10 protein-coding genes are annotated in these 23,433 nt (G+C 70.9%); 2 read left to right on the top strand and 8 right to left on the bottom strand.

Features of this window, described 5'->3' with window-relative positions; genetic code table 11:
* Positions 1-143 precede the first annotated feature (143 nt).
* The 6 genes from ABZX96_RS20745 to ABZX96_RS20770 form a co-directional block, all read right to left on the bottom strand.
* Positions 144-2,432 carry a UvrD-helicase domain-containing protein gene (locus ABZX96_RS20745; protein WP_355546438.1) on the bottom strand — a complete coding sequence of 763 codons (2,289 nt, stop codon included), beginning with the start codon at positions 2,430-2,432 and terminating at the stop codon, positions 144-146.
* On the bottom strand, positions 2,429-9,301 hold the full coding sequence (locus tag ABZX96_RS20750) for a DEAD/DEAH box helicase (protein ID WP_355546440.1): 6,873 nt from the start codon (positions 9,299-9,301) through the stop codon (positions 2,429-2,431). The genes ABZX96_RS20745 and ABZX96_RS20750 overlap by 4 nt, the downstream gene beginning before the upstream one ends.
* A 115-nt stretch (positions 9,302-9,416) precedes the next feature.
* Entirely contained in the window at positions 9,417-10,358 is a 942-nt protein-coding gene (locus tag ABZX96_RS20755) for a hypothetical protein (RefSeq protein WP_355546442.1), read from the bottom strand.
* Positions 10,359-10,412: 54 nt separating this feature from the next.
* Positions 10,413-11,600: a DUF3696 domain-containing protein gene (locus ABZX96_RS20760; RefSeq protein ID WP_355546444.1), complete on the bottom strand. Its 1,188-nt coding sequence runs from the start codon at positions 11,598-11,600 to the stop codon at positions 10,413-10,415.
* Positions 11,597-12,898, bottom strand: coding sequence for a DUF262 domain-containing protein (locus ABZX96_RS20765; protein ID WP_355546446.1), 1,302 nt, complete (start codon positions 12,896-12,898; stop codon positions 11,597-11,599). The genes ABZX96_RS20760 and ABZX96_RS20765 overlap by 4 nt, the downstream gene beginning before the upstream one ends.
* A gap of 97 nt (positions 12,899-12,995) precedes the next feature.
* Positions 12,996-13,454 carry an ATP-binding protein gene (locus ABZX96_RS20770; protein WP_355546448.1) on the bottom strand — a complete coding sequence of 153 codons (459 nt, stop codon included), beginning with the start codon at positions 13,452-13,454 and terminating at the stop codon, positions 12,996-12,998.
* Positions 13,455-13,708: 254 nt separating this feature from the next.
* Here ABZX96_RS20770 and ABZX96_RS20775 point away from each other — a divergent pair, with 254 nt between their 5' ends.
* Both ABZX96_RS20775 and ABZX96_RS20780 read left to right on the top strand, forming a co-directional pair.
* The gene (locus tag ABZX96_RS20775; protein WP_355546498.1) at positions 13,709-14,494 is read left to right on the top strand and encodes a helix-turn-helix transcriptional regulator; all 786 of its coding nucleotides are present in this window, start codon (positions 13,709-13,711) and stop codon (positions 14,492-14,494) included.
* Positions 14,491-14,679, top strand: coding sequence for a DUF397 domain-containing protein (locus tag ABZX96_RS20780; RefSeq protein WP_355546450.1), 189 nt, complete (start codon positions 14,491-14,493; stop codon positions 14,677-14,679). The genes ABZX96_RS20775 and ABZX96_RS20780 overlap by 4 nt, the downstream gene beginning before the upstream one ends.
* Before the next feature lie 59 nt (positions 14,680-14,738).
* Here ABZX96_RS20780 and ABZX96_RS20785 read toward each other — a convergent pair whose 3' ends face one another.
* Positions 14,739-20,294, bottom strand: a complete 5,556-nt coding sequence (locus tag ABZX96_RS20785; RefSeq protein ID WP_355546452.1) for a DNA methyltransferase — start codon at positions 20,292-20,294, stop codon at positions 14,739-14,741.
* Between the two features lies 1 nt (position 20,295).
* Entirely contained in the window at positions 20,296-23,352 is a 3,057-nt protein-coding gene (locus ABZX96_RS20790; RefSeq protein WP_355546454.1) for a helicase-related protein, read from the bottom strand.
* Between the last annotated feature and the right edge of the window lie 81 nt (positions 23,353-23,433).

A 23,433-nucleotide genomic window follows, 5' to 3' on the forward strand; every position in this document is an offset into this window, starting at 1 on the left:
CGCGTGCGCCGCGTAAAGCCCTCTGCCGACGTCGCATACGTGTCGACGTTGCTCCGCGATGGAGCGTTCGTCACACCGAAGTGACGAGTCAGACGGTCGCGAACGGTGACCCGCACACTCCGGCGTCGATAAAGAAGCCCGCCTCACCTGGGCGGAAGCAACGGCGCCAGGAACCGGCTCGGCTCCCCGTGCCAGGTGATGGTGAGCGCGTCACGGGCGCGGGTCGCCGCGACGAAGAGCAGGGAGCGCGCGCGGTGAAGTTCTCGCTGGTGGCGGCTCGGGTCCGAGTGTTCCCACGCGTCCACGGAGGCGCGGGGGACGAGCCCCTCGGCCACCCCGGCGATGATCAGGCAGCGGTACTCCAACCCTTTGAAGCGGTACATGGTGCCGATGTGGACGCCCTGGTCGCTGCGCGGTCCGTCCTGTGTGATCTCCGTCGGAGTGATGCCGCGTCGGATCAGGCGGTCGGCGAGCTGCGTGACCATGTCATTGGTCGGGACGCAGATCGCCGTGGACTCACGGGGCACGTCGTGCCAGGCGCGCAGCTGCTCCACGACGAGGTCCATCTCCTCATCCCAGCTCCGCGCGCTGCGCAGCGACGGGGCCAGGCCGTGGAGGACCGAGCGGTATCCGGCGAGGGTGTCGGCGTCACCGTCGAGGTCGTCGTAGACGGCGTCGCCCAGTACCCGGATGGCGTCGCGGAGGATCTCCCGGGTCGTGCGGTAGCTGAGGGTCAGCCGGGAGGACCGGCCGCGGATGTGGACGCCCAGGCTGCCGAGGGTGACCTGGTTGTCGTAGATGCGCTGGTGTGTGTCGCCGACGAGGAAGATGTCGTCGGGCTCGGACGGCACCATGGCGCGCAGCATCTTCCAGTGAGCGGCGCTGAGGTCCTGGGCCTCGTCGACCACGATGTGCCGGTACCGGTAGCGCAGCCAGGCGCCGGAGCCGGCCTCGACGTGGAGGTTGTCCAGGCCGCCCCGGTCCTCGCGTTCCTCCGCCCGCTTGTCGATCTTGGCTTTGCGGGCCATCTCCAGCCGTGCGGCCCGTTCCGCGACCTGGCGGTGGGTCTCCAGTCCCTTGGTTTCGAGCCGCTGGGTGAAGCGTTCGGCGAGCTGCCAGATTCCGGCGCGCTCGGCGCGGGTGATGCTGCGTCCCCGTCCGGCGCGGCGCACGGCGAAGTAGGCGCTCCGGGAGGTCACGGCCTGACCGAGGATGACCTGGTTCCACTCGTCGCTGAGGAACTCCGGGCTCCAGCGGGTCTCCCCCGCCTCCACCAGCAGCTCCCGCCACTCGCGCAGCGCCGCCGCGTCGTCGATCCGCCGCTTCGCGCGGCCCGGGTCGGCCTCGCTGACGATGCGGGTGGCGAGCTGGTCGACATGGGTGATGTCGACCCGGGCCAGCACGTCGGGGCCGCCGAGCGAGAGGAGCCGGGCCCGCAGGTCCGCGGCGAGGTTCCGGTTGAACGTGGTGAGCAGGACGGGCTTGTTGCGGCCGGGCGGGAGCTTGCGCACCAGGTGGCACACGCGGTGGAGGGCGACGATCGTCTTGCCCGTTCCGGGGCCGCCGCCGACCCGGGCCGGGCCGGAGTAGCGCCGGTGGACCAGCTTTTCCTGGGTGGGGTGGAGGAAGATCTTCCACCGCCCGAAGTCCCCCTCCTCCAGGATGCTCTGCAGCGATTCGTCGCTGGTGATCACCACGGTCTGGGAGCGGTCGACGGCCACCTGCCAGTCGTCGGTGACGTGCTTCTGCTCCTTCTCGGGCACGGCGACGGGCGCGGTGACCTGTTCCATGACCGCTGTGTACGAAACGCCGTCGCGCAGCCGGAGGAGTACCTCCCCGGTGTGGCGGGGCGCGTACTCGACGAGGCCGAGCAGTTCGTCGTCCGTGGTGAGTTTCCGGACGATCGGGACGAGCGGTTCGGCGACGCCGAGGTCCGCGAGTTGCTCGTCGGTGTACGCGGCGAACAGCGGCTCCTCCACCGGCTCTTGCCGGTCGGGTTCCACAGCGGGAACAGGTTCCGGAGCCTGGGCGGGAGCGGGTCGCTGCGCGAGTTCGCGGCGCAGCACGCTCTCCTCGACGACCTGGAGGTCGACGTACTCGATGGCACCGGTGACGTGGTTGATGCCGTAGTTGAGCCGGTCCAGGTTCTTGTAGACGTGGTTGCGGTGCTTGACCGAGACGAGGAGCCAGTCGTCACCGCCGAGGCGGATCATCAGGGCCCGCCACTCGCGGTTGATGCGGGCCGACCAGAGCCGGTCGTGGCCGTCCAGTTGCTTGAGGTGGAATCCGCCGGCGTCCGGGTTGCGGCGGAAGTCGTGCTGGAACTTGTAGAACGCCCCGAGGACCGGTCGATCCAGTTTGACGATTTCCTTGTCGGCCTTGTCGAGCAGGCGCAGGGTCACGCCCGTCCTCGGCGCGCCGGTGACCGTCATCCTTCGTTCCCCTCATGGTCGTTCGTTGCCCTGTCGACGTCGCCGCCCACCCGCCCGGCGCGTTCGTCGGTGTCGCCGCTCACCAGCCCGGCGAGTTCGTCGGCGTCCCATTCCGTCGCGGTGCGGACCTGCCAACCCGCCTTGCGGTAGGCCTCGTCCCGCTGTTCGGCGTCGATGTCCCGTTCGCCGCCCGGCTCCGGACGGTGCGCGAGGACGACGCCGACGCGCCGGTCGGGCCAGGCGAGTTCGGCGGGCCATGCCGCCGCGCCCAATTCGTAACCGGCGACCGGTGCGGGCACGCCCCGGGCGGCGAGGGTCCGGGCGAGAGCGGGCAGGCCGGGATCGTCGATGAGGAACTCGATGACCTCGTCCCAGGCGGGATCCCGGACGGCGGCGGGGGCCTCTTCGGCTTCCTGCCGGTCCGCTGCCGGTTCGCCTGCAGCCGCCTCGGGTTCGTGCGCGCGCCGCTGGGAGGTGAGCCATCCGGCTCCGCCGGTGACCGCCAGTTCGGCCGGGTCGAACCCGGGCAGCATGCCGGTCGTGAGCTGGGCCCCCTCCCCCTCGCCCGCGTCGAGGAACTGGAGCAGGTTGCTCCAGTAGAGCCAGGCCTGCCAGCGCCTGCGATGGGCGACCTCGTCGGCCGTGACCCGGTCCGGGCTGTCGTCCAGCACGGTCAGGGCCGTCCAGGCCGCGCCGGTCTGTCCCCTGCGCAGGTCGAGCGCGATGGTGAGGGGGCAACCCGAGGCGTCGCGGGTGGCCATCACCTGGACGGCGCCCCGTCCCCCGGCGAGCCGCCGCCCGTGCAGTGCCTCGCCGATCCGGTGCCCGATCTCCTCGCCGTCGGCCAGCGCCCTGCTGGTCGCCGACACGGCCGCGAACCCCGCGAGCGCGCTCTGGACGCGCCGCCGCCAGACGTCGGGGTCCGGGTCGGTGAGGTAGCCGATCAGCGTCTCGACCGGGTTGGCCCACACCAGGCGCGGCAGGTCGCGGGTGTCCCCCGCGTGCATGCGCCGGTGGACGTCCATGGCCGTCTTCTGCGCGGTGTTCGGGTACGGCTTCCACACGGGGTCGGCCGGCGGCCTGGTCCGCCCCGTCCATGCCTGCACGTCGTCCCAGGTGAGCTGGAAGACCTGCCAGCCCTCCGCGCGCAGCCGGGTGCGTTTGTCCGCGTCCGCCTCGGCGGTGAGGTTCTCCGGGCTCGCGTGGTAGCGGTAACCGTCGAGGTAGACAGCCACTCGGCGGTCGTCGTCGGTGCTGCGGAAGACCACGTCCGGCCGTGTGTAGTCCAGCGGGACCTGGGTCTCCATCTGCCAGCCGCGGACGGTTCCGTCGGGTGCGGTGAACCGCAGCGTCGTGTCCCTGGTGCCGTCGGCGCCGAGCGCGGTGCGGACGCTGACCTCGTCCATCCGTTCGGCCCATTCCAGCAGCCCGCGCCTAAACAGCGCCTCCAGTTCGCTTTCCACCTGGTGCACCAGGGTGATGTCCCGGGTGGTGGCGACCGGTGCGACGCTCCATCCGTCCGCGGTGCGGCCGAACAGGTCGCCCAGCATGGCGAGGGCGTGCTCACGGGAGACGAGGGCGTACTCGCTGTCGGTGACGTGCCGCAGCAGGCAGCGGTGGCACGCGGTCCGGCCCTGCCCGACGCACACGCACGTCTCGATCACCTGGCGGGCTTCCTCCAGGACGCCCTTGAGGCCGTCCTGACCCGCCAGGCGGTGCAGGTATCCGGTGCCGCCGGGCAGCGTGTCGTACAGCACGAGGAAGTGGCGGCGGTACCCGCCCTCGCCGCGTTCCGCGGGCATGGAGTCGGTGACGACCGCGAGGTGGTCGGGGTCGCCGCCGTAGCTGCGGGCGATGCCGGCCAGCAGCAGCGCCTTGAAGGACGCGAGCCGTTCCCGGGTGTGCACGGTGACGGCGGGGATCAGGATGCGCAGCGCGTCGGTGCGCAGTTCGTGGGCGAGCAGCACCCGCTCGCCCCGTTGCGCGGCCTCGGCCCCGGCGCGCCGCCGGGGGCACCAGGGCCGGTGGTACCTGCCGTACGCGGACGGGTCGGCGGCGTCGTGCGCGGCGGGCCCGCCGTCCGGGTCGGCGAAGCCGCACGCGTCGCAGACCCAGAAGGGGTTGAGGCGGACCTCCTGTCCGGCGAAGGCCGTGTCCGTCCCGCCGTCGACCCGGGTGGCGCCGACGTTGATGTGCCGGACGTGCGCCTGCCGGGTGAACTCCCATCCGAAGGTGACGTGTTGGTGCCTCCACGCCTGTTCGACGTCGCGCGCGTCGATGTCCACGGCCGGGACGATCGTGTAGTGCCGCCTCTCCCGCTCGTCGCTGTCGTCGCGTACCCGCACGTCGTCGCGTTCGTCCCGGGAGGTGACGCGGCGCGGCACGAGCACCTTGTGCAGGCAGCCGACGTCTCCGATGGCCGGGGACCCGCAGCGGAGGCAGGCCGAGGGGTCCCCTTCGGCGCGGTGGGTGCGGACGTGCCCGCAGTCGGGGCAGACGCGCCACCAGGTCCAGGCCGGACGGCCCGGACTGCCGATGTCCAGTCCGGTGATGCGGTGCTTGTAGCCCTGGGCGTAGTAGTGGTTGCCGGGGGCGAACTCGGAGAGGGCGAGGCGGGCGGGACGGCTGTGGCGAAGGGTCTTGCTGTGGTTCTTGCGCTCCTTCTTGCCGTCCCTCTTGCCGCCCTCCTTTCCGTCTCTCTTGCCGTCCTTCTTGCTGTTGCCGTCGATCTCCTCGGTCCAGGTGAGGGTGGCTTCCAACTCGGTGGCCGAGTCGATCAGGCTGTAGTTCGGCAGCAGGCCGAGATCGACGAGAGCGCCGTGCGCGGTGGTGCGGCTGATCTCGCGAGAGACGCGGGCCACGTCCCGGCGCTCGGCGCGCAGTTCACGGCCCTGCCGTTCGTGGTCGGGGTCGCCGGCGACGAGCAGTCCATGGGCGCGGTCGATGGCCTCGATCCGGTGCTGGAGGTCGGCGCGGCGGTCCTCCCAGCGCCGGCACGCGGCTTCCAGGGCGCCTTTCAATCCCTCCTTGCCGGGGTCGGTCGCGTAGGTGACGAGGGCGGCGCGGGCCTGCGGACTGACGCCGGTGCCACGGCTCTCGTCGTACGGAGGGAACAGGTCCAGGAACTGCTTCACGAGCCGGTGTCCCGCGGCGAGCGCGGCTTCGGCGAACTCTTCCTGCCAGGCCGAGGCCCCGAACAGCTCGGTGGCGCGCCCCGGCAGCGGCCGCAGCGGCGTCCCATCGGGGGCGGTCAGCCGTCCGGCACCCGCGAGGTCGAGCAGGTGGGCCAGGTACTGGCGGCGCAGGATCTCGGCCGCGGACAGGTAGCAGCCGGGCGGCAGGACGTCTCCGGCGATCATGAGCCGGGGTTCTTCGAGGTAGTAGCGGTCGCGCGGGCCCCGGTCGACCATGGTGAGCAGGTACGCGTTGCCGGTGGAGCGGCCCGCCCGGCCGACCCGCTGGATGTAGTTGGCCGGTCCCTTCGGCAGGGAGGCGAGGACGACGGCCGACAGGTCGCCGATGTCGATGCCGAGTTCGAGGGTGGGGGTGCAGGACAGCACCTGCGGGTTGGCGTAGTGGACGTCGGTGCCTTCGCGGAAGGCCTTTTCGACCGCCTCGCGCTTGGCGCGGCTGAGCGTGCCGGTGTGTTCGGCGGTGTTGATGGTGAAGACCCCGGCCTCGCGGTACATGCGCCGGTAGAAGTCCTCGGTGAAGTCCCGCTGGCGCAGTCCGGTGTCCAGGTCGCGGCCGGTGCCGAGGATTCCCGAGCAGCGGTAGCGGGGGCACGGCTGTCCGTGCCACGCGTCGGCCAGGTCGGGGTGGACGGTCTGTTCCCAGAAGCAGCGCGGGCAGTGCGCGGTGGCGTCGGGCACGACCTCGTCCGCGAGTTTGCGGACCTGGATGTGGCCGGGCTGGAGTCCGTAGATACGGGTGGCACCGTCGAGCGCGGTGCGTGCGGAGACGATCCCCGCCTCGGCGAGCGCGGGCAGCAGCCGGGTCAGGAAGGCGGCGGCGGCCTCCCGGCGCAGGCCGAGGGCGCGTACGGCCCAGTCCTGGTACCAGCCGAGCCGGCCGGTGAGCACGTCGAAGTCCTCGCTGCCCTGCTTGGGCGAGCCGAGCAGGAAGGCGGGCGCGGAGACGCCGCGGGGGAAGGCCGGCATACCGGGTTTCCGTCCGCCCCAGATCGCCCACCGGCGCACCCCCGCCTGGTCGAGCCAGGGGTCCAGCCAAGCGTGCCGGACGGCGCCCCGGGTACGCAGCCGTTCCAGCAGACCCCGGACGAAACCCACGTACCGGTCGGGTCCGGGCGCCGACCCGTCGGGCAGGGCGACCTCTCCCGGCGTGGTGACCAGGACCTCGTGAACGAGGTCCGCCACCGCGTCGGGGTCCGGGACGGGCACGTCGGCGGCGACGGTGCGGGTGAGTTCCAGCGTGCGGCCCTGCCGGGACCGCAAGCCGAACTCCATGACGGTGGCGAACGACAGGCGCTGCGCGATCAGTTCCCAGGTGGCCCGCGAACCCCGGCTGCGGCCGGAGAGCAGGGTGTCCACGCCGCGGATCAGGTGCAGGTCCGGCGGGATGACGGCGGCCTGCACCGCCTTGCTGTCGACGACGTCCGCGATCAGGTCGGCGGCCAGGTCGTTCAGGGTGATCGGCGCGTCCTCGTCGATGCGGCTGGCGAGGAGCGCGCGCAGCGAGAACGTGTACGAGCGGCTGGCGACGTATCCGGCGCGGTGGGCGGCGTCCTGGACCGAGTCGTTGAACAGGAGGGTCTTGTTCTCGCCCAGGTTCTTGTCCAGTTCGCCACCGGTGAAGAGCTGGGTGATGGCGGCGGCGGCGAGCGCCGCGAGGCCGGTGCCGAGGTAGCGGATGGAGTTGAAGGTGCGGCAGGCGGGGCACTGGTCGCGTTCCGCCGCCCGGTCGCCTTCGAGGTCGGCGTGGACGAACGCGGCGTCGTGCGGGAGCGTCGGGCGGCGCGGTCCCCCGCCGTCCGCCGGGCCGGTGAAGTCGGACTCGGGCGCCAGCGGGCGCAGCCGTCCGCCGATGCCTTCCAGGACCATGACGGCGGGCCCGCCGCGCCGGCGGTCCGCCCCGGCCCCGAAGGCGGCCTCGTGCACTTCCTGCGGGGTCGCGGCGATCATGTTGCGCACCCGGCGCTTGTCGCGGCCGACCGAGGCGCGGCGGATCTTCGTCGCGTTCAGGTCGAGCTCGGTGGGGTCGATCTCCGGCGAGTACGCGGCCCAGCCGGAGCGCCCGCACTCGCGGCAGAAGATGGCGGGCAGGAAGACCTCGGCGGGCTGCGGGGCGCTGTCGTCGGCCGGTACGGCGGCCGGCTCGGCGGCGCCGAGCGGTACGGCGGGGCCCTCCCCGTCGTACGGGGACGGCCGGGCGGCCGGGCCCCGGTCCTTGCGCGCCAGTGCGCCACCGGGGGTCACCCGTTCGTCGTCCCAGCGGAACTCGGGGCGTGCCGCGCTGATGCCCCGCAGCACGCGGGAGACCGAGCGCACCCAGTGGTGGATCTCGATGGACAGCAGTGGCCGTTCGGGGTCGTCCGGTTTGCGGGCGTACGACAGGAGAGCCACGTACCGGGCGAGCGCCTGGGCGGCGATGCCCGGCCGCTGCTGCACGGCCGTGCCCCAGTGGTAGGCGTAGCGGGGCAGGACCTCGGTGATCTCGGCGAGTGTCTTGGGGGCGCCGTCGAGGATCTCCAGGACGGCGGCGGTGAGCCGGTGACGGCGCAGCACGGCCCCGAGTTCCGCGGGAGTCGGCCCGCTCAGTCGTGTGAACGCGCTGACGAGGGCGTCCATGGCGCCCGCGTCGCGGGTGGGGTCGCCGAGTGCGACGACCTCTTCCGGCGAGGGGAACGGGAGGGTGAAGTCGCTCTCACCCGTGAAGCTCTTGGTCGATTCCCGGTCCTCGCCGACGACCGATTCGGGCGGGAACGGCACGCCGAAGACCTGCTCGGCGACCTCCAACATGCCGGGCCCGCCGCCCGGCCGCCCGGCCGCCCCCGGACCGTTCTCGCCGAGCGTGGCGGACGTGGCGACAGGGCAGACCGGCCCCAGCGGGCGGCCCGGCTCGGCGAGCCCGGTGACCGACCCGAGGCGGCGCAGCAGCATGGCGACGTCCGTGCCCTGGGCCCCGTCGTAGGTGTGGAACTCGTCGAGAACGACGTACGCGAGCGCCGAGTCCTGCCACAGCCGCTGGTCCTCGGGGCGCTGGAGGAGCAGGTCGAGCATCTTGTAGTTGGTGATCAGGATGTCCGGCCGGGTGCGCCGGATCTCCTCCCGGTCGACCGCGACCGCCGGATTGGCCCGCTTGAACTCCTGGGACGGCGTGTCGCCGATGTAGAGCGCCGCCCGGACCCCGGCGTCGCGCAGCCGCGTGTCCTCGGCGTCGTCGAGCCGATCGTTGATGCGGTGGGCCTGGTCGGTGGCGAGCGCGTTCATGGGGTAGAGGAGGATCGCCTTGACGCCCTCCCGGCCCGCCTGGCGCTCCCGGAGGCAGTGGTCGAGGACCGGGATCAGGAACGACTCGGTCTTGCCGGACCCGGTGCCGGTGGTGACGAGGGTGGGCCGCGCCGGACCGTGCAGCGTGGACAGCCGCTCCCAGGCGAGCTCCTGGTGCCGGTACGGGGTGAACTTCTCGTCACGGGGATACCAGGTCAGGTGCCGCCGCCAGTCCGTGCCCTCGGCGCTCCGGAAGGGGGTGCGGACCCGCAGGTAGGGCCCGCGGAAGATGCCGTCCTCGGCGTCACCGAGGAAGTTCTCCAGGGCCCGGCGGGTGCTCTCGTCGGCCAGCGCGTACGTCGTCGCGAGGTACTGGCTCAGGCTGGCCCGTACCTGATCGGCGGCGAGGGTGGGACGCACGCGCGGTCCTCCTTGGTGCTGGTGGTGCTGGTGGGAGCGGGGCAGACCGGGGGTGCCCGTTCACCGGTCTACGGTATCGGGGGTGGTGGGCGGCCCCGGGGGCGGCTCCGGCGCCTCAGACGCCGAGCTTCCGCCCGACGTACGCGATGCGCAGGGTGCGCTCCTCGTGGAGCAGCCGGAAATGCATGCGGCCCGGCTTCGGCAGGAAGTCGCAGTGCCATTCGAACAGGCGGTTCTCGCCATCGACGTCGGGGAACCAGCACAGCCGCCGCCGGCCCTCGAACTCGGTGCGGACGTAGGAACGCCACTGGGGCGAGATCGGCTGCCCGACCGGGTCCCAGTCGCTGACCGCGTCCTGGAGCTCTCCGAGCCGCTCGCCCACCGGCCGCACCCACACCTCGGGCAGTTCGGCGAAGTGCTGCTCGGCGAGCGGCGTGAACTGGAGGAGCGGGAAAAGGTCCGAGCGCCGGCCCCACAGTTCGGTGCCGGTCCGCAGGCCTTCGACGGCCTTCTGCCGGTCGGCGTTCGCGCCGCGCCGGATCCACGGCAGGTGGGTGGCGACGTGCTCCCGGCTGGAGGCGTGCGGCACCTCGACCTCAGTGAGCGCGGAGCCGCCGTCCTCGTCGTCGAGGAGTTCTTCGCGGACGAGGGTGAGCCGGTCGGCGTCCCAGCGCGGCTCGACCGGCAGGGAGACGGCGAGGCCGCCGGTCAGGTGGGCCGCCCCGAGCCCGTCGACCGTGTCCCCGTCGTGCCGGTACTCGACGTCGGAGTAGGTCTCCCCCTCGGGGAAGGCCTCGCGATGGGGCCATTTCGTCTGCATTTGGAGCAGGCGCAGGTAGAGGTCCCTGGCGCCCGGGGTGCCGACCCACTTGCCGATGGCGTGCCCCTGGGCCAGCCGCAACGCGTTGACAGGCTCCCGGGAGAAGAGCCGGGTTCCCGCCCGGTCCTCCTTGGCCACCGCGAGGACGGACCTGACCATTTCGGTCATGGCACGGTTGACCCGCTCCGGATCGGCCGTCGTCTCACAGGATCTCTCGTTCAGGAACAGCTGCGGCACGTCTTCCCCTCCGCGACGATGTGTGCGCCTTGTCCCGCCCTCCCCAGGCGGGTGTCAGCCGATGAGCTGGTCGAGCGTGTTCTCCAGCTCGTCGAAGAACCCGGTGGGCCACTGGTCGAGCATCCCGTCCGCGTCGACCCGCGGGCTGACGACCTCCACGCCGGTGCCGTCGCCACGGAAGTAGTGGAACACCGCCCCGTCGGGAGTGATCCGTCCCTGCTTGACGGCGAGCCGCACGCCGTTGATGACGTGGTCGCTGTGGGTCTCCATGATCACCTGTGCGCCCTGCGCAGCGGCTGCGGCGGCGAGCATGGCCATCTGCGTCTGCCCCTGGGGATGCAGGTGCGCCTCCGGGTTCTCCAAGAGGACCAGGGAGCCGGGGCGGGCGGTGAGGCAGGCCACCACGATCGGCAGAACGTAGGTAAGGCCGAAGCCGACGTTGGTGGGGCGGCGGCGCCGGGTGGGGCCCAGCGTTCCCTGGAATCCGTACGAGAGGCGTACGGCGTCGGCGCCCTCGATGGTGTCGGCCCGGATGTCCACCCCGGGGCACAGATCGCCCATCCAGGCGGCGGCCTGGTCGCCCAGGAGGTCGGAGGCGGCACGCGGGTGGTGCAGGGGGCCTTCGGGGACCTTGTCCCCGGCGTGGTGGCGGAGGAAGTTGACGGTGTGTTCGCCGCGGACGCCGAGGAAACGGCGGCCGATGGCCGCGTGGTGGTCGCGCGGGTAGAACTCGGCGGGCGAGATCCGGTCGGCGTGCAGGTACTGGAAGGGGGCGGTGAAGAATGACGGGGATACAGCCTCGGGCCCGGCTGGCCGGTCGTACCCCCCCTCCGAGGTCAACGGCACGTCGACGTCGAGCAGCGGCAGCAGGTTCTGCTCGGGGTCGTATTCGACGGTCCAGCCGTAGTGGTACGGCCCTTCGTCGACGCTGAGGCCGATGCGGGCCTCGTCCCCCGCGAAGTCCTCGTGCAGCACGTCTTCTCCGGTCCCGAGACCGACGAGTTCACCGTTGAGCAGGAAGCCCCGGTTGGCCAGGCCGGGAAGATGTCCGGTCTGCCACGTCCTCAGAGATGGATAGACCACGAGGTCACCGGTCTCGTACGACTGACGAAGCAGCGCGATCGCCTGAAGGACGCTGCTCTTGCCGGACGAGTTGAGGCCGGTGAGGAGGGTGAGCGGGCCCAGGGGCAAAGACGTGTCGCGGAACGCCTTGAAGTTGTGCAGCGTCAGACGGTCGATCATTGCTCAGCTACCCCCCGGAACAACCGTGCCACCTCTTGGAACCTCGTGCGGATCTTCGCCGGGTCCCCGGTGCCGATGGAGATCGACCGGTCGAAGTCCCAGTCCCCCATCAGCTCGACAAACCTTTCGAGCAGAACCCCCCGAGACGCTACCAGCCTCTCCCGTTCCCGCTCATCGAGCAGTGCGAGGTGGACGGCGACCGTCTCGAACAGGGCCTTGTTGATCGGGGAGCGGCCCGGTCCGCCGCGCCACTTGCGGAAGGCGTGCTCGCCGAACAGGTCCTTCGCGCACCGCATGGCCACCCGGAACTCCCGCGCCAGTTCCTCCCGCCGTTCCTCGGTGAGGGCATTGACCCGGTACATCGCGTCGGTCAGGAAGCGGTCGAAGTCCTTCTCGGTGTGCTCGGCCGGGTTGGACAGGCGGAAGGCGAGGAAGCGCAGCACCATCTCCCGGTCGGCCATCCGCTCGTTGGACACGCTCCACCGGGTGGCCTCGCCGAACGACGGGTCCTCGGCGAGGTCCGCGAGGAACGCCCGGACGGGTCCCCGCACCAGCGCGTGCCGCAGCTCCTGCGGCTTCAGCGGCACGCCGCCGGTGTTGATCCGGGAGAACACGTTGTACTTCACGGCCTCCGGGGTGCCCTGCTGCATGATGTGGACCGTGAGCTGGGTCTCGCGCAGCCGGATCTTCAGCCGCCCGGACAGGTCCTGGAACGTGCTGCCGTGGAAGTTCCAGAGGTAGTCCATGCCCCGGAGGGCCAGCGGGCCCAGGCCGGTGATCTCGGGCGCCATGAAACGGGCGATGGCGGTGAGCCGCTGGACGCCGTCCACCACGGCCCACTTGTCCTCGTCGTCCTGGGCCATGTGGAAGTTGGAGATCGGGATGCGCAGCAGCAGCGACTCGATCAGTCGGCTCTGCGCGGCATCGCTCCAGACCCCGGCCCGGCGCTGGAAGTCCGGTGCCAGGTCGATCATGCCCTCCCGCAGCCGGGACAGCAGCAGGTCCACGGTGGTGGTCTCCGTGTGGATCTTGATGCTGTCGGGCCGGAACGGGGCGGAGATGCCGTCGGAATCGCTGTAGGCCTGGCCCGTGCCATCGCCCTCGTCTTCCTCGTCGGAGGGGAGCTCCAGCTCGACGCCGGTCGGCCGGCCGTCGGACCCGATCTCCAGCGGCGGCCCCAGCGGCAGGAAGAGCGCGTCCTGCTCCCCGTCGACGTCCGCCGGTACGGCGTACCCCCGGGGCCCCGCCGGCTGGGCCCGCCCGGTGCCCCGGCCGCCGCCACCCTCCAACTCCGCCATGCTCCTCGTCGCCCTCCGCCGCCCGATGCCGTGCCCGGCCAACCCTATAGACGGCGTCATGGCATGTCAGTGCGACCGTCCGGGGCCGTCGGCGTGGTCAGGGACGCAGATCCAGCTCGGCGACGACCGTCTTGCCGACGGGGACGCGGTCCTGGACGTTCCACCGGTCGGCGAGCGCCTCCACGAGGAGCAGGCCCCGGCCGGACTCCGCCGTCGGCGGGGGCTCGGTACGGGGCACGTCGGGAGTGGCGGGCCGGGCCTCACCCCGGGTGTCGGAGATCTCGATGCGCAAGGTCCGGCCGAGGAGCGTGACGACGACTTCGAAGTCCCGGCCGGGGACACGGCCGTGCGTGACGGCGTTGGCGGCGAGCTCGGCGACGAGCAGGGCGGCGGTGTCGGACGCCTCGCTGCCGTACGGCACACCCCACACGTCGAGTTGATGCAGCGCGAGCCGACGGGCGAGGCGAGCACCGCGCGGGGTGGAGCTGAACCGCTGGGCGAAGACGTGTACCGGGACGAGCTCTTCGCGAATCTTGGAGGTGGGCCTTGGTGCCATGCGCCCAATCTGGTGGCGGATACAGGTCGGCACCACCACTCACTCGCGTACGCAGCGTCAGCGTACGCGTACGGACAGTGGACAGTACTCATCACTCGGCGTAACGATGGAGCCGAGTCAGAAGCGGTACGGCGCGGCCGATGCGCGGGAGGTGGCCGACGGTGGCCTATGAGAACACTGACGACGACGATGCGGAAGCGGCAGAGGGAGGAACGGGCGCGCGATCCAGCGCCGAGCCCGAGGCATCGGACAGTCTGCGCACCTTCGGCGCGGTCGTCCAGGCCCTACGGGAGCACGCGGGCCTGAGCCGCGAGGAGTTCGCCGAAATGGTGCGCTACTCGAAGCACACGGTCGCCTCGGTCGAACAGGGCCGCCGGATGCCGGACAACGACTTCGTGGAGCGTGGGGAGGTGGCGCTCGGGAACACGGGTGCGCTGCGGAAGGCTGCGCCTCATCTGACGCGAAAGGCGGGACTGGCGAGCTGGTTCCGGGAGTGGGCTCGCCTGGAGGCGCACGCACTGACCTTGTGGACGTATGAGTGCCGCGTTCTGCCTGGGCTGCTGCAAACCGAGCGCTATGCGCGAGCCATAACGGAAAGTGTTCCGCCGGTGAAGGACGAAGAGCAGGTGATCAAGCAGGTGACGGCCCGGTTGCAGCGCCAGCGTCTGTTCGACCGCAAACCACCGATCGCGTTCAGCTTCATCGTCGAGCAGGCGCTCCTGGAACGCGGCACGGGAGGACCTGATGTGACGCGGGAGTTGCTCGACCATCTGCTGGAGCAGTCGTCGCAGTTCAACGTCGAGTTGCAGATCATGCCGCGCTACCAGCCGGATCACGCGGGCTTCGACGGGCCGTTGATGCTCCTGGAGTCCCCCGACAACAAATGGTTCGGCTACGCGGAAGGACAGCGCAGCGGCATCCTGATCTCGGACCCGAAAGCGGCCAGCATCATGCTCCAGCGGTATGCAAGACTGCGCTCACAGGCCCTCACCCCCGCGGATTCTAGGAGCCTGTTGAAGCAACTGCGAGGAGCACTATGAGCAGCATCGACGAACGGGCGTGGTTCAAGAGCAGCTACAGCGGTTCCGACGGCGACGCCTGCGTCGAGGTGGCGAAGGGGACACAGCTGATCTACGTCCGGGACTCCAAAGACCAGCAGAGCCCCGAACTCGTCCTCTCCCCCGCCGCGTGGGCCGACTTCATCTCTTACGCCGCCCAGAGCTGACCCCCAGACCGCAAGACAAGCGCCCCGCATCGGACCTGTCCGACGCGGGGCGCTGATGTTCACCGGGAAGGCGGCGTCCACTTCCCCTTGTCGATGGCCTCTTGCAGCCGTTTGGAGAAGTAGGCGTGCGCCTCGCGCATCTCCTTCTCGCGGTTGGCCTTGTAGAAGGGGGCGGTGTAGCCCTCGGGAGGCTCGGGCCGCTCCTTCTTCCGGAAGGCTAGGAAATGCTCGTAGTGGTCCTTTGTCTGGCCGAAGCCAAAGGTGTATCGGTCACCTGCGATCTTTCGTCCATTGGCGTCAAACCAAGTAACCGCGTCGAAGTCCTGCATGATCGGGAACCGGGACTTGTACATGGCCGCGAGCGCGTCTGCGCTCACTCCAAGCCAAACAGCGACCAGGGCATCGATCTCTACCAGTGCGGCTCTGCGCGCGCGCTCACTCCGCAGCGGAGTTGCCCGCTCCCACGTTGGGCCGACCTCGTGAAGAGGCTGCATACCCGACCATTTCACCGCCCATGGCTCGTAGCCTCGCCACGACGGGTCGTAGAGCTCTTCCCAGAGCTCTGTGTAGGCGGATGTGAGGCAATTGAGCCTCAAAGCACGAAGGAGTAGCGCCGACGCCAGCGGGTGACTGCTGGAAGGGACTGGTAGCCGTCGCGCCTGAGCGACATCAAGGTGCCTAACCCGCGTGGTACGCAGAAGGTAGTCGACCGGGATTCCGGACCAGAAACCCGCTGTGAGAGCGGTGGTCCGGTTATCGGTCAACGCCGCACTGCGGATCGCATGAATATGAGCCGGTCCGGGCGGAGCAATTACTGTGTACAAGCTCCGCTCCGTATCGGGAGCGATGAACTCTCGCCATGCCACCCGATAAAACTCCGTGTACGGCCTCCGCAGCCGCCGCAGCAGCTCCGCCTCTATCTGCTCCTCGGTGACATCCGACGGCTCCACTCCGAACCGTCCAGCTGCGGCCTTCCGCGCTCGCGCCACCTCACGCTCGGACGCCTTGAGCTGATCCAGCGTCCTGCCGTCGTCCCACACGTCCTGCTCGGCCCGGTACACCTCGGGTTTGGCAACATAGACGTACTCGGACTCGGGCACAGCGTCGTTCGCCAGAGTCATCGGGTTGAGGCCCAGGACCTCGCCGCCGCCCTGGCTCGGCTGCTTGAACATGGGATTGGCCAGACCGATCTGCGGGCCCTTAAGGATCACCTCGGACCAGTTGGCCGGTCGCCGGACGACGCCCGAGTCATCCGGCGTGTTGTAGTCGATGAGATCGGCCGCCTTGGCTCCGCTCTCGTGGTAGCCGCTGCTGATCTGCGGCTCGTACTCCGCGAGCCGCAGCGAGTAGTCCGCGAGCGCCTCGATCGCCTGCGCCTCCGCCGTGCTCACCGGCGACAACAGCCGGGCCTGACGCACTGGCTGTGCCTCGTCGCCAGTGAGCTTCTGCCAGCGGGCGAGCATCGCCTCGTCCACCCGGACGATCCGCTTGCGGTGCGGTCGTTCGTCCCAGCTCTCGCCGTAGCGGACGCCTGGGTCGGGTGCCGTGCCATCGTCGTCCGCCGACAGGCGCAAGGCGTCAACGGAGAAGAGCCAGGACAGATGGTCAAAGCCGATCTCGCCCGCCTGCCCGTAGATGTGCACGCCGAAGTGACTCGACCGGCCGACGGGCGGCGGGAAGAACCTGTTGCCCGCGTTCACGAAATCACCGTGTATCCGTAGCCTGGTGTAAGCGGCCTCGCGCAGCCGTCCTTCCCGGTCACCGCTGAAGTGCGAGTCCGGGTGGACCAGGCCCACGGAGCCGTTGCTCGCCATGTGCTGCCACGTCTGGCACATGAAGGCCCGATACAAGTCCGGTTGCGTCCCCGCGAGCAGGGGATACACCGGACCGGAACCCAGCATCTCGCCCATACCGCTCGTCGACGCAAGCTCGGCGAGCAAATGCGCGCGTGCCCGCTCCGACTTCAGCAGTTCCTCACGCCGCCGCGTCCGTTCCGCCTTCGTCGGCTTCTCGGTGAGCATGAACCACGGTTCATGCTCGGCGAGGACAGGGTTCTCCTCCCACGTCGGCCGCACCCACGGCGGATTCCCCACCTGGAGATCGAACCCACCCCCCGGCCCCCGGAAAACATGCGCGAAGTGCAGCTCCCAGTGGAAGAAGCCGTGGCCGTCCTCCGCCTTGATGTCCTTCTCCGTCGTGCCGGCGATGTCCTCGACCGTGCTCAGCCAGGGAAAACGGAAGGGCAGGCGGCTGGGCGGGTCCATGCCGAGGAGGCCGTCGAGGCGGGTCTCTATGTCCGACAGGAATTCCAGCGCTCTGTCCACCGGCATGTTCTCGATGCCTTCGAGGGGGGAGCCCTCCGGGTCCCTTGAGCCGAGTAGGGCTTCCAGGAAGTCCAGCCAGTCCCCCATGTTCTGGAGGGGAATGCAGGGGCGGCGTGCGTCGGTGATCTGGGCTGTACGGCCCTCAGGAGCACGCTTTTTCTTGGGGTCCTTCAGGCCAGCTTGCTCGTCCGCGACGCCCAACTCGCCCTGCTCGCCGTCCGGGTTGTCGAACAGTCCGGCCGCCTGCCAGAGCTGGTCCCCGGGCGCGGGTCCGGTCGGCGCCGCCGGTTCCTCCGGGGTGGTCGCCGCGCGGCCCCCGTCCAGCAGCCCCGCCACCGAGGACTCGTCGACGAGCGCGCCGCCCGTTCCGTACACCGGGTCGGTGCCGTCCAGTTCCCCGGCCTTGTCCAGCGGCCAGAACCACAGGGCGCACCACGCGTCCATCACGGTCTTCAGCCGCCAGTACGGCGTGCCCTGCCGGGTCAGGTCGTCGAGGACCTTCTGCTTGTCCTCCGCCTCCGAGGACTGCTCCAGCCAGTCCGCGCCCCAGACGTCGATCCGGCGGGCGACCGTCCGCTCGGAGAGTTCCAGCCGGGTGGCGACCAGCGACCACAGGAATTCGGTGCGCCGGGCCAGGGCCTGCAACCGGCCCAGTTCGGTCTTGTCCGCCCTCCGGCGCCAGTTGTCGTAGCGCTTGCGCCGGGCCTCGTCGCTCTCGTCGCCGCGCTCCTGGAACGGCTTCGGCGCCTTCGGGGCCTTCTGCACTCCCTTGCGCCACTTGCCGAGGGCCTTCGCCGCGTCCTCGGCGAGCTTCTTGGCCTCCGGCTCTGCGGCGACCGCGCCCCAGCCGATCGCGGGCAGCAGGAACTGGTGCACCGCGCCCTCGGGCAGCGGGCCGTCCCGGAAGGGCAGGTCGGCCGGCGGGAGGGTGTTCTTCTTGGCCAGCCACTGGCCGCCGGGCAGGGCGTCCGCCGGGTAGACCTTTCGGCTCGCGCCGATGAGCGAGTTGCCGCGCCGCAGGTGGAGGCCGAACCAGGGGGCCCGCATTCCCGGGTGCATGGAGTTGAGCCAGAGGGAGACCTCCGCGAGCTCCACGGCCGTGGCGTTGAGGTCGACGCCGTACGCGTTGTGCAGGGCGATGTACGCCTTGATCTTCTGGAGTTCGATCTGCCGCTGCTCGGGGTCCACCCGGCGGCCCAGCTCGTGTTCGCGCCGCCTCAGGTACTCGGCGGCGACCTGGTCGATGGCCTCGTTGAGGAACGCGCCCGAGCCGAGGGCCGGCTCGCAGATCTTCCACTCCAGGAGTTCCCTGGCGGGGGTGGTGGTGTCGTGCTGGTCCAGCCGGTGCTTGAGGGCGAGTTCGACCGTGACCTCGGTGAGGGACTTCGGGGTGTAGTACGAGGCGGAGGTCTGGCGGTCGCGGCCGGCCAGGCGGTAGACGAACGTGCCCTTGGGGTGGACCACCCGCTCCGGGCGGCCGGTCTCCTCGTTCGTCCGCTGGACGAAGACGTCGTCCGGGTAGTCCTGGACGCGTGAGGCGGGGACCATCCAGCTGCCGCCCGAGGGGTCGCCGCCCTTGGCGACCTCGTACAGCTCCTCCTCGGCGATGAAGCCGGTGTAGGACATCAGGCCTTCGTACACCGCACCGAGCTGGTTGATGCCGAGCTGGGCGTACGAGATGAAGCCGCCGCGTTCCCGGCCCTTGCCCTTGGTGAGCATCAGGCGGCGCAGCACCTTGTGCAGGGTCTCGTTGCGCAACCGGGTGTCCAGGCACGGGCGGCGCCGCTCGCCCTCGCCGCCCCGGTACTTCGGGTTCTCGATCTGGTCGTCCGCGATGAGGCGGACGGCCTCCTTGGCGAACAGTTCGGAGCGCAGGGCCTCGAAGCGCAGGCCCGCGCTCGTGCTGCGGGCGGCGGCGCGGCGGACGCGGTCGGCCTCGCGGACCCGCTCGGTGTGCTCGGCCTGGGTGATCGCGCCGTCGGCGAGCAGCCGGTCCGCCTCGCTCTCCGCCTCGGCGGCCTCGCGGGCGGCGGCCTCGGCCGCCAGGTCCTCGGGCTCGGTGCCGTAGCGGCGGTGGCCCTTCTCGACCTTCTCGAAGAGCAGGTCCAGCGACTCGTACAGGTGGAAGCCGCGCCGGGAGCGGTCGCCGACGAGGTCGCGCAGGACGAGATCGCCCAGGCGCTGGAGGCCGTACCCCTGCTCGTACTCGGGGTAGTCGGAGGGCAGGATGCCCAGCGCGGGGCTGGCCTCGGCGTACAGGAGGAACAGGATCCGGTACAGGTAGCGCAGCGACTGGCGGCTGAGCTCCTTGGCCAGGCGGGCCGGGTCGTCGAGGTCGGCCGGGGTGATGCCGTTCACCGGTTCGCGCAGGCGGTCCAGGACCTCGTTGGCGATCCACTCGACGCTCAGGCGCAGGCCCTCGCGCAGTTCGGTGGAGACGCCGACGGCGTGCTTGCCGGACTTGTCGAGGAAGCCGGCGAGCGGCGCGGTGCCGCCCTCGGTGGGGACGCGCAGCGAGTCCGCGCCGAACAGCGCGGCGATGGTGTCGAGTTCGCCGCCGTGGCGGTCGTCGCGCCGGTTGAGCGCCGCGTCGAGGCCGGCGGCCAGGTAGCGGCCCTCGGGCCAGGCGAGGCGGTCGGCGAGGACGATGACGCCGCCGACGAGCAGGAGGACGTAGCGCGGCGGGGTGTCGCAGGCGAAGAGGAAGTCGGTGAGGGCCTTGGCGTCCTCGACGGTCGCCGACGCCTCCAGTTGCACCGGGTGGAGCAGGCGGCCGGCGCCGTCCGGGTCGAGGGCGGCGTCGGGCTGGGTGGTCCAGCCGCAGGAGACGGCGTACAGGCCGGGTTCGGCGTGGGCGACCTGGACGGTGTACTCGTGGTCGGCCCGGTGGACGGTGACGGTCTGCTCGTGGGCGTCGGTGTAGCCGAGGGCGTGCAGGGTGTCCAGGTGGAGTTCGGTGACGCGCTTCTGCCAGCCCGCGGGGGCGGGCGCGCCGGGTGCGGCGAGCGCCTCCGCGTCCTGGGCGAGGGCGGCGCGGCCCGCGAAGTAGGGGCCGCGCAGGGCGCGCAGCCCCTCGCGGGGGGTGCGGGCGCGCGGGGGCACGGAGTCGGCGCCGAGACCCTGGCGCTTCGCCTCGGCGACGGCGTCGGCGTGCCGGCGGCGTTCCCGCTCCTCGAAGGCGGCCCAACGGGCGAGCAGGCCGTCCTTGGCCTTGAGGTCCTTGGGGAGGACTTCGGCGAGGTAGTGGGCCGAGAGGTAGTCGCCGTGGTTGACCAGCGAGTCGTACGTCACGTCAGTTCTCCGCCTGGGCGTCGGACGGGTGGGCGTCGGGTGCGTGGGGGCCCGAGGAGTCGGCGTCGTCGTTCCCGGCGTCGGGTGCGAAGGGGCCCGGGGAGTCGGTCTCGTCCGGGGTGCCGGGGCGGTCGAGGACGGCCAGGACGCGCAGCAGCGGGCGGCCGGTGGTGTGCAGCTGGTCCAGGAGCCGGGCCAGTTCGTCGGCGGTCTCCTCGACGAGGCGTTCGCGGCGGCCCGTGATGCCGGGCAGCAGGGACTCCGCACGCCACTGGGCGACGTGCGCGCGGTACTTGGCGAGGGGCTCGCTGATCTGCTCCTCCCACTCGGCCCGTCCCGCGTCCAGGTGGCGGCGGGCCGCGGCGACGGCGGCCGGGACGAGGGCCTGGAGGCGGTCCAGGTCACCCGGTCCGCCGGTGCGGGCGAGCCGCGGGCCGACCTTCGCGTCGCGCAGCGCGTCCGCCATGGGGCGCACCTCAGGCGTCCCGGTGCCGTCGGCGTTGAGCCCGGACACGGCCATCCAGCGCACAACGGTGGGGCGGCCGAGGGCGTTGGAGTGGATGCCCTGGACGAGGAAGACCGGTCCGTCGACGTGCGGGGTGGTGATGACGGGGGCTTCCTGCCGGCCGAACTCGACGAGGACCTTGTCCGTCAGCCACTCCACCACCGGATGGATGTCGGTGAGGAAGGAGACCTCCGGCCACATGGTGGTGCTGCTGTCCCTGGCCTCGGTGAGCTTGCGCTGCGCGAGGGCGCGGTCGAAGGTGACGAGCATCCGCTCGGCGACGCGCTGCTCCTTCAGGTAGGAGGGCGGCAGGGCCTTGAGGCGGTGGAGCAGGTCGGGGGCCATGGCCGGGGAGAGGGAGAAGTACGCGCCGCCCTTGGCGTCGGCGCCGGACGACAGGCCGATCAGGTCCTCGGCGCGCTCCTGGTAGACCTCTTCGAGGGCGGTGTTGACGAAGCCGGCCGTGTCGTCCTCGAAGAGCGAGATCAGCTCGGCGCGGGCGGGCAGTTCCTGCTCGGTGATCGTGTCCACCTGGCCGAACAGGTGGGCTAGGTCGGTGTCCTCGGCCGGGGCGTGCTCGAAGAAGTCCTCGACCGTGCCACCGCGGACGAGTTCCCTGATGAGGCGGCGCTCCTCCTCCTCGGCCCGGTAGAAACCGGACACGGCCTCGGCCGTACCGTCCAGCTTGTGCGCCTCCTCCTCGCGGCGGAGCAGCTTCTCGGCGACCGTGCGGTCGTCCTTGGCGCCGGGGACGGACGAGGTCAGGATCAGCGCCCGGAACTGGGGCTCGTACTTCTGCCCGTACCGGTCGATACGGCCGTTGCGCTGCTCGATGCGGATCAGCGACCACGGGATGTCGTAGTGGATCAGGTGGTGGCACTGGCGGTGCAGGTTGACGCCCTCGGAGGCCACATCGCCGGTGAACAGCAGCCGGACGGAGGTGTCGGCGAGACCGAACGCCTCCAGCACCTTGGCCTGCTCGTCGTCGCTGAGGCCGCCGTGCATGACGGACACGGCCTTCGACGTTCCGTCGGCTCCGACCGGGAAGCCCAGCCGGGCGGGGACGACCTCGGCCAGCCACGTGAGCGTGCGGACGCGTTCGGAGAAGACCACGGCGCGGGTGGTGGACCGGGGGCCCACACCGATCTCCTTGAGCTGCTCGACGAGTGCGTCGAGCTTGGCGGAGTCGCCGGGGGCGGTGCCGTCGCCCATGCCCGCGATGATCTCTTGGAGCCGGGCGAGGGCCTGCTGTTCCAGGCCGATGGCCGGATCGGGCGTGAGCCCCTTCTCCTCCGCCCTGCGGACCCGGTCGCCGAGCGTGGCGATGCGGTTGCCGACCGTCTCGCCGAGGGCGACGTGGGAGGAGAGGAAGGTCTTGAGCAGGTTGTAGGCGAAGAGCTGCTCGGTGGCGACCGAGGTCCGCTCCTGGTCGGCCGTGCCGAACTCCGTGCTCGTCGGCGGGGCGGGGAGCCAGTGCTCGGCCAGCTCGGCGAAGATCTTCTCCTCCGCCTCGGTGGCGGCGCAGTGCAGGGAGACGGTGGGGCCGCGGTCGGGCCATTCGGTGCCCATCTCATCCCGCACCTCGGGGCTGATCTTCGTCCTTCGGATGTAGAGGTGCCCGAGGTCCTCGGCCGGGTCGTACCGCTCGGGATCGGCGATGGCGGCCGGGTCGAGCAGGGAGATCAGGTCGGCGAAGGAACGCTTGTCGCCGTTGTGCGGGGTCGCGCTGGCCAGCAGCAGGGCGTCCGTGCGCGGCGCGAGGATCTCGGCGAGGGCGCGGCGCTGGCTGCCGGGGTTGATCAGGTTGTGGGACTCGTCGATGACGACGGCGTCCCAGCGGATGCGTTCCAGGTGGTGCCGGTACTGGCCGATGTTCTTGAGCGTGTCCACGGAGATGATCACGCGCTTGTAGTGCGTGAACGGGTTCCGGCCCGCCGGGATCTCCCGCTGGATGCGCTGGATGCCCAGGGAGTCGAGCCGCACGAGGGGGATCGAGAAACGGGTCCACAGCTCGTGCTGGAACTGCTCCAGGATGCTCTGCGGGGTCACGACCAGGATGCGCTCGCCACGGCCCCGGCGGATGAGCTCCGCGAGCGTCAGGCCGATCTCCAGCGTCTTGCCCAGGCCCACGACGTCGGCGATCAGCACCCGCGGGCGGAGGTTGCGCATGGACAGGGCGAGCTCGGCGGGGCGCTGCTGGTAGACGAGCGGGTCCAGCAGGAAGCGGTCGGCGAGGGCGAGGCCCCGCTCCGACTGGGGCAGCGGCGTCTTGCGCAGGACGGCTTCCAGGAACAGGCGGCTGCGCCGGAAGTAGGAGGAGGTGTCGGGGATCAGGCGGGTCTTCTCCGGATCGAGCAGCTCCACCCTGTCGATCCCGCTGAAGAAGACGGCCTCCTCGTCCCGGACGAACTCGGAGACGCCGACCGCCTCGATCCGCTCCCCATCGTGATCGGTCGAGGTGGTGTTGCGGACCAGCCACTCCTCGTCCCGTACGAGGATCTGCGCCCCCGGCGGGTACCGGGTCCCGTCCTGCGTCGCCCCCTGGTCGGTCACCTGCGGCCCCTCCGTCTTTCCGTTCCTCGTGCGGTCCTGCGACCGCAAGTTTGTCACGGGGCGGAAAAAGAGGGGGCTGTG

Source organism: Streptomyces sp. NPDC003077, assembly GCF_040611095.1.
GTDB lineage: Bacteria > Actinomycetota > Actinomycetes > Streptomycetales > Streptomycetaceae > Streptomyces.